The following is a 6,422-nucleotide window of genomic DNA, read 5'->3' on the forward strand; positions in this document are numbered from 1 at the left end:
ATATGCTTTCAAAGATTTTTTCAGTGCTTATCGCATTTGTATGGCTGATGGTAGGCATTGCGTCTTTTGAGTATATGGCGCATGAGAAGAATGAACAGCGTTTTTATTGTTTTTACCTGGTTGTAGGCGGTGTCCTGTCGGCGCTTGCTTTTTCGGGCAATCTGCTGACAATGTATGTTTTTTATGAAATGATGACTTTGACATCTATGCCGCTTGTTATGCACAACCTGAGCCATGAAGCAATTATGGCAGGGTTGAAATATCTCTTTTATTCAGTAGCAGGTGCTTTTATGGTGCTTTTTGGATTTTTCCTGTTCAATGCAGAGGGAAGAGTACTGTATTTTGCACCGGGCGGTATTATTAATGAACCGAATCCGTCTGGTATCATGTTGTTTGCTGTTTTTCTGATGATTATCGGATTCGGCACAAAAGCAGGTATGTTCCCGATGCATGGATGGCTGCCGACAGCCCATCCGGTGGCTCCGGCTCCGGCCAGTGCCGTATTATCCGGTGTCATTACAAAAGCAGGTGTTCTTGGTATCATCCGATCGGTTTATTATGTGGCAGGGCCGGATATGATTAAAGGTACATGGGTGCAGTATACCTGGATTATTTTGTCTATCCTGACTATCTTTATGGGGTCCATGATGGCTTATAAGGAGAAGGTGCTGAAGAAACGTCTGGCTTACTCAACAGTCAGTCAGGTATCTTATATTCTGTTTGGCTTGTCGGTGATGCAGCCGATCGCTTTTGTGGGTGCGTTGATGCATGTGATTTTCCATTCGCTGGTCAAAAATACGCTTTTTGTATCCGCAGGTGCGATTATCTGTAAGACAGGAAAGACAAAGGTGCGTCAGCTTGTAGGAATCGGCAAGGAGATGCCGGTGACCATGTGGTGCTTTACACTTGTGTCTCTGACATTGATCGGTATTCCGCCGACAAGTGCATTTGTCAGTAAGTGGTATCTGATTTCCGGTGCATTGGATTCGGGTATTCCGGGACTTTCATGGGTTGGTCCGGTTGTCCTGCTGATCAGTGCATTATTGACAGCCGGTTATCTGCTGACGATTTCTATCAAAGCATTTTTCCCGGGAGAAGATTATGATTATACGAAACTTGTAAACCATGAACCGACATGGCGGATGCTGCTGCCGATGGTTGTGATGACAGCGTTGGCAGTTATTCTTGGCATCTGGCCGTCGGGTCTGATGAAAATATTTGCAGATATTGCTGCATCAGTACTTTAAGGGAGGAGAAGAAGTATGCCATCTTATTTTATACTAGTACCGATTCTGCTGCCTGTGATCGTGGGTATTCTGCTGCTGATCTTTCCAATTGAGGATGCAAAGAAACGAAATATTTGTATTGAAATTGTGGTTGTTCTCAATACCATCCTTGTTCTGTGGCTTCTGACACACCGTCCGACAGAAAGCTTTTATATGTTCTCGCTGGGGGCACGTCTGCCGCTGACACTGAATATTGATGGTTTGTCCATGTTCTTCGGCGGTCTGGTGGCCTGTCTGTGGCCCTTGGCTTCATTATATGCCTTTGAATATATGAAGCATGAGGAACGTGTCAATACATTTATGGCTTTTTATACGATTACATATGGTGTGACACTTGGCGTTGCTTTTGCAGGCAATATCATTACCATGTATCTCTTTTATGAATGCCTGACAATGGTGACATTGCCGTTGGTGATCCACACGATGACCCGAGAGGCCAGAAAGGCAACAAGACAATATCTGTATTACATGATTGGCGGTACGGCTTTTGCTTTTATAGCCATTGTGTTCTATTCATTATTCTGCAATGATATTGCTTTTGTTCTTGGCGGCAATCTGAATCTTGCGGCCATCAGCAATCATATGGATATTGCGCTGTTGGTCTATGTCTTTGGCTTTTTCGGATTTGGTGTCAAAGCAGCGATTTTTCCGTTCCATGGATGGCTGCCTGCAGCCTCTGTGGCACCAACACCTGTAACAGCGCTGCTGCATGCAGTTGCGGTTGTTAAGTCCGGTGCCTTTGCCATTATGCGTCTGACTTATTATTGCTTTGGTACAGAGGCACTTCATGGCACCTGGGCCCAGGTTGTTGTTTTGATCGCAGCGCTGATCACGATCACTTATGGTTCTACACTGGGTGTCAGAGAAACACATTTCAAACGAAGACTGGCTTATTCGACAATCAGTAACCTTTCCTATATTCTTCTGGCAGTAGCGACTATGTCACCATTAGGCCTGATCGCCGGTCTCAGTCATATGGCTGTTCATGCCATTATGAAGATCAGTGCTTTCTTCTGTGCCGGTGCAGTTATGCATCAGACTGAGAAGAATTATATCTATGAGCTGGATGGTCTGGGCTTTGAGATGCCGGTGACGTTTATGGCGTTGTTTATCTCTGGTCTGTCGCTGATGGGCATGCCGCTTTTTGCGGGGTTTGTAAGTAAATGGAACATCGTTCATGCATTGCTTGAGCATGAATCGATGATTGGTTATATCAGTGTACTTGTTTTGCTTTATTCGGGTCTGATGACGGGTATTTATATGCTGACGATTATCGTCCGTGCATGGTTCCCGCATGTCGGTTATCATAAGGATCTGGTAGAAGAGTTCAGGGATCCGAACTGGCTGATGAAGGGACCGCTGGTTATCTTTTCCGTTTTAACAGTCGTGATTGGTTTTTATGCACAGCCGCTGCTTGATTTTATTCAGAAAATTGCTGTTGGCATTTATTAACAGGAGGGACATAGAATGATTGGTAATCCGATTTTATTGTTATTGGTTGTTGGTCCCATGGCAGCAGCAGTCATTGGATATCTGATTGGACGGGTGAATAAGTCTGCCAGAGATTATTTAGCAGATGCAGTAACAATCCTCACTTTTCTGGCAATGGCCTTTTTCTTCCTGACATATAAAGAAGGCCAGGAAGTATCCCTTGTGGTCCCTGAGGTGTGCGGGATGGGGCTTTCGTTCAAACTGGATGGCTTCAGGATTATTTTTGCCTCTGTGACTGCATTTATGTGGATGATGACCACAATTTTTTCAAAAGAATATCTTGCACATGCAAGAAACAGAAACAGATACTATTTCTTCCTGCTGGTAACATTCGGCGCGACCATGGGTGTTTTCCTGTCGGATGATCTGTTTACAACCTTTGTTTTCTTTGAGATTATGTCCCTTGCTTCATATGTCTGTGTCATTCACGATGAGAAAAAAGAGACAATGTATGCAGGTGCTGTGTATCTTGCCGTTGCTGTCATTGGCGGTATGGTAACACTGATGGGGCTGCTGATGCTGTATCATGCGGCGGGAACACTGCAGTTAGATGCGCTGCTTTCGGTCTGCGAAGAGATTTTCCCGGAAAATGCCAGATGGCTCTATATTGCAGGTGGCTGTATCCTCTTTGGATTTGGCGCCAAAGCGGGTATGTATCCGCTTCATATATGGCTGCCGATGGCTCATCCTGTAGCACCGGCTCCGGCCAGTGCGCTGTTATCGGGTATTATCACAAAGACAGGTATTTTCGGTGTGATTGTTATTTCCTCACGTATCTTTTTGCACAACGGATACTGGGGAATGGTCATTCTGATGTTTGGTGTGATCACGATGATGCTGGGCGGTATTCTTGCAGTCTTTTCACTGGATCTTAAGCGGACCTTGGCCTGCTCATCCATGTCACAGCTTGGTTTTATTTTTGTAGGTATCGGTATGCAGGGACTTCTGGGTGAAGAGAATGCACTGGCAGTCCGTGGTACAATGCTACATATGTTTAACCATTCAAATTTAAAGCTTGTGCTGTTTATGGTAGCCGGCGTGGTTGTTATGAATCTGCACAAATTGAATCTTAACGATATCAGGGGATTTGGACGTAAGAAACCATTGCTGCTCTATACATTCCTGATGGGTTCTCTTGGTATTGGCGGTATTCCACTTTTCAATGGTTATGTCAGCAAGACATTGATCCATGAGAGCATTGTGGAGTATATCGAGCTTCTGAAGGAAGGACATGGCGCAGCTACATTTGCCTTTGCATCCGGTGCAGGCGCAACGGCATTGTTTAAAGTGATCGAATGGCTCTTTATTATTACGGGCGCCATGACGGTTGCTTACATGACAAAGCTGTTTCTTGTTCTTTTTGTAGAGAAGAACAGTGATCCGGAAATTCAGAAGAAGTATGAAGCAAAGACGAATTACTGCAATAAAGTGACAGCTGCTGTTCTTGCGATCACAGCAACCATTCTGCCAATTCTCGGTGTGCTGCCGACAATGACACTTGATAAGCTGGCTGATATGGGTCAGGGATTTATGTTTGGTGTTTCACCGCATCATGCCGTTCATTATTTCTCACTGGTGAATTTGAAGGGTGGTCTTTATTCTATTGTTATTGGTGCACTGATTTATGTTGTGATCATCCGAGGATGGATGATGGTGAAGATGAAGACAGGTACAGTTGTTTATGTGAATCGTTGGCCGGAACGTCTGGATTTGCTGGAACTGGTATATTATCCGATCGTGATGATTATTTTGCCGAATGTGGCAGCATTTATCTGCAGATGTATGGACTTCATGATGGATGGTCTCATCCTGCTGGCAAGAAAGACGACGCACCGTCAGCTTCATGGAGGCAAGAATCCGCCGAAAGGATACAGAGTGTCTTTCTGGCTGGGCGGCATATTCAATACAGTGACTTTGTGGCTGAATAAGACAATTTATAAGAAACATCCGTTAAAGAGAGATTATGTGCTTCGGTTTGCGGAAAAAGAAAGAGTTTTCAAAGATGCCAACAAGATTATTGTTGCAAGTGTATCCTTCAGTTTGCTCATGTTCGGTATTGGCATCATCATTACAGTTTTATATTTGTTCATGGTAAGATAAGGATGCCGGAACACAGAAATACAGTCTTTCGAGGCTGTATTTTTGTATAAAAAATATAAGCACATGTTACTATGTGCTTAAGAAGAGGAAGGTATATGAAAAAGATTTTCAGCAGACCATATCTGATGAATTCCGGCTGTCAGATATGATCTGTTGATGTTATGCAGTATATCGGAGAAATGTAAATACTGCTATCAGCAGAGCGTAAATTGCAGGTAAATTTTTTGTGAATAAAAACAAAACATGTGTTTGAAGCCCTAAATACTTCTTTCTTTTTGCTGTCAAATGCGGTATAATGAAAAACAGTAAAAAAACGGAGGAAAGCGGATATGCCAGAGAAGGATAATACCGGAATGGGAGAACGGATCCAGTCAATGGTTGAGGATGCGGTGGCTTCCATGAATTTTGAGCAGCTGAACAGGAACATCACAGGCTCTATACAGTCGGTCTTTGAAGAATTGAATATACAGATGCCACAGGGAACAGGACAAAAAGGCAGCAAGGCTCCGAATGTGAGGTATCATTATGGCACAGAGAAGACGGGAGAACGGGCAGTGACCAGATATGTTAAGAATCCGCCGGGAACGGTGACAGGACCTGTCTGTACCGCTCTGGGAGGTGTATTTACAGGAATATTTGGGCTTGCCTCCATGGTGATGTTTGCTGTTCAGAGTGCTGTTCCAAGTGCAGGACTTGCTATGGCAGGGCATATTACTTTGTACGTTACTATTCCTCTGACGATTGTCTCGGCGGTTGTGATGGCGAAGGGTATCTCTCTTGTCGGAAGGGTTCGACGGTTCCGAAGATATACGAAGCTGATCGGTGAGAGAACCTATTGTCAGGTGAAGGAACTGGCGTCGGCCGTTGGGAAGAATGAGAAGTTTGTTGTCAGGGATATTCAGAAGCTGATTGAGAATCGGGCTTTTACGAATGGACATCTGGATGCGCAGAACACCTGTCTGATGCTGGATGATGCCACTTACAGGCAGTATCTTGAGACTCAGGAGGCTTACAGGCAGAGGTCGCTGGAAGAGCAGGAGAGAAAGCAGGCGGACAGAAGTATTTTTGCATCGGATGGTATAGAGAATCCTGAACTTGTCCGGGCCATGGAGGAGGGCAGCCGTTATATCGAAGCAATCCGCAGAGCCAACGATGCCATACCGGGAGAGGAGATATCTGAGAAGCTATACAGACTGGAGGCACTGATTAAGAAGATTTTTGAAGTGCTGAAACAGAAGCCGGAACAATTGCCGAAGCTTCGCAAGTTTATGCAGTATTATATGCCGACAACGCTGAAGCTTGTGCAGACCTATCAGGAACTGGATGCACAGCCCACAGAGGGGGAGAATATCCGTCAGTCGAAGGCAGAAATAGAGAAGACATTGGACACCATTAATCTGGCCTATGAGAAATTGCTGGACAGCTTTTTCGAGGATGCAGCCATGGACATCCGATCGGACATTACCGTTCTTGAGACGATGCTGGCACAGGAAGGATTGACCAAGAATCACTTTGAGAATCAATCAGGGGGAGAATAGCCATGAG

4 protein-coding genes are annotated in these 6,422 nt (G+C 44.8%); all 4 read left to right on the plus strand.

Annotation, left to right across the window (positions count from 1 at the left end; genetic code table 11):
- Positions 1-1,247: complex I subunit 5 family protein (locus WMO25_RS13140; RefSeq protein ID WP_349085660.1), on the plus strand; the 1,247-nt coding region annotated here is incomplete at its 5' end.
- A gap of 15 nt (positions 1,248-1,262) precedes the next feature.
- A complete protein-coding gene (locus WMO25_RS13145; RefSeq protein ID WP_349085661.1) occupies positions 1,263-2,738 on the plus strand; it encodes a complex I subunit 5 family protein in 1,476 nt (491 codons plus the stop codon).
- A gap of 15 nt (positions 2,739-2,753) precedes the next feature.
- On the plus strand, positions 2,754-4,877 hold the full coding sequence (locus tag WMO25_RS13150) for a complex I subunit 5 family protein (protein ID WP_349085662.1): 2,124 nt from the start codon (positions 2,754-2,756) through the stop codon (positions 4,875-4,877).
- Between the two features lie 329 nt (positions 4,878-5,206).
- Complete coding sequence (locus tag WMO25_RS13155) at positions 5,207-6,415, plus strand: 5-bromo-4-chloroindolyl phosphate hydrolysis family protein (RefSeq protein ID WP_349085663.1); 1,209 nt, start codon at positions 5,207-5,209, stop codon at positions 6,413-6,415.
- Positions 6,416-6,422 lie beyond the last annotated feature (7 nt).

The organism is Coprococcus intestinihominis (assembly GCF_040096555.1).
GTDB classification, from domain to species: domain Bacteria; phylum Bacillota; class Clostridia; order Lachnospirales; family Lachnospiraceae; genus Coprococcus_A; species Coprococcus_A intestinihominis.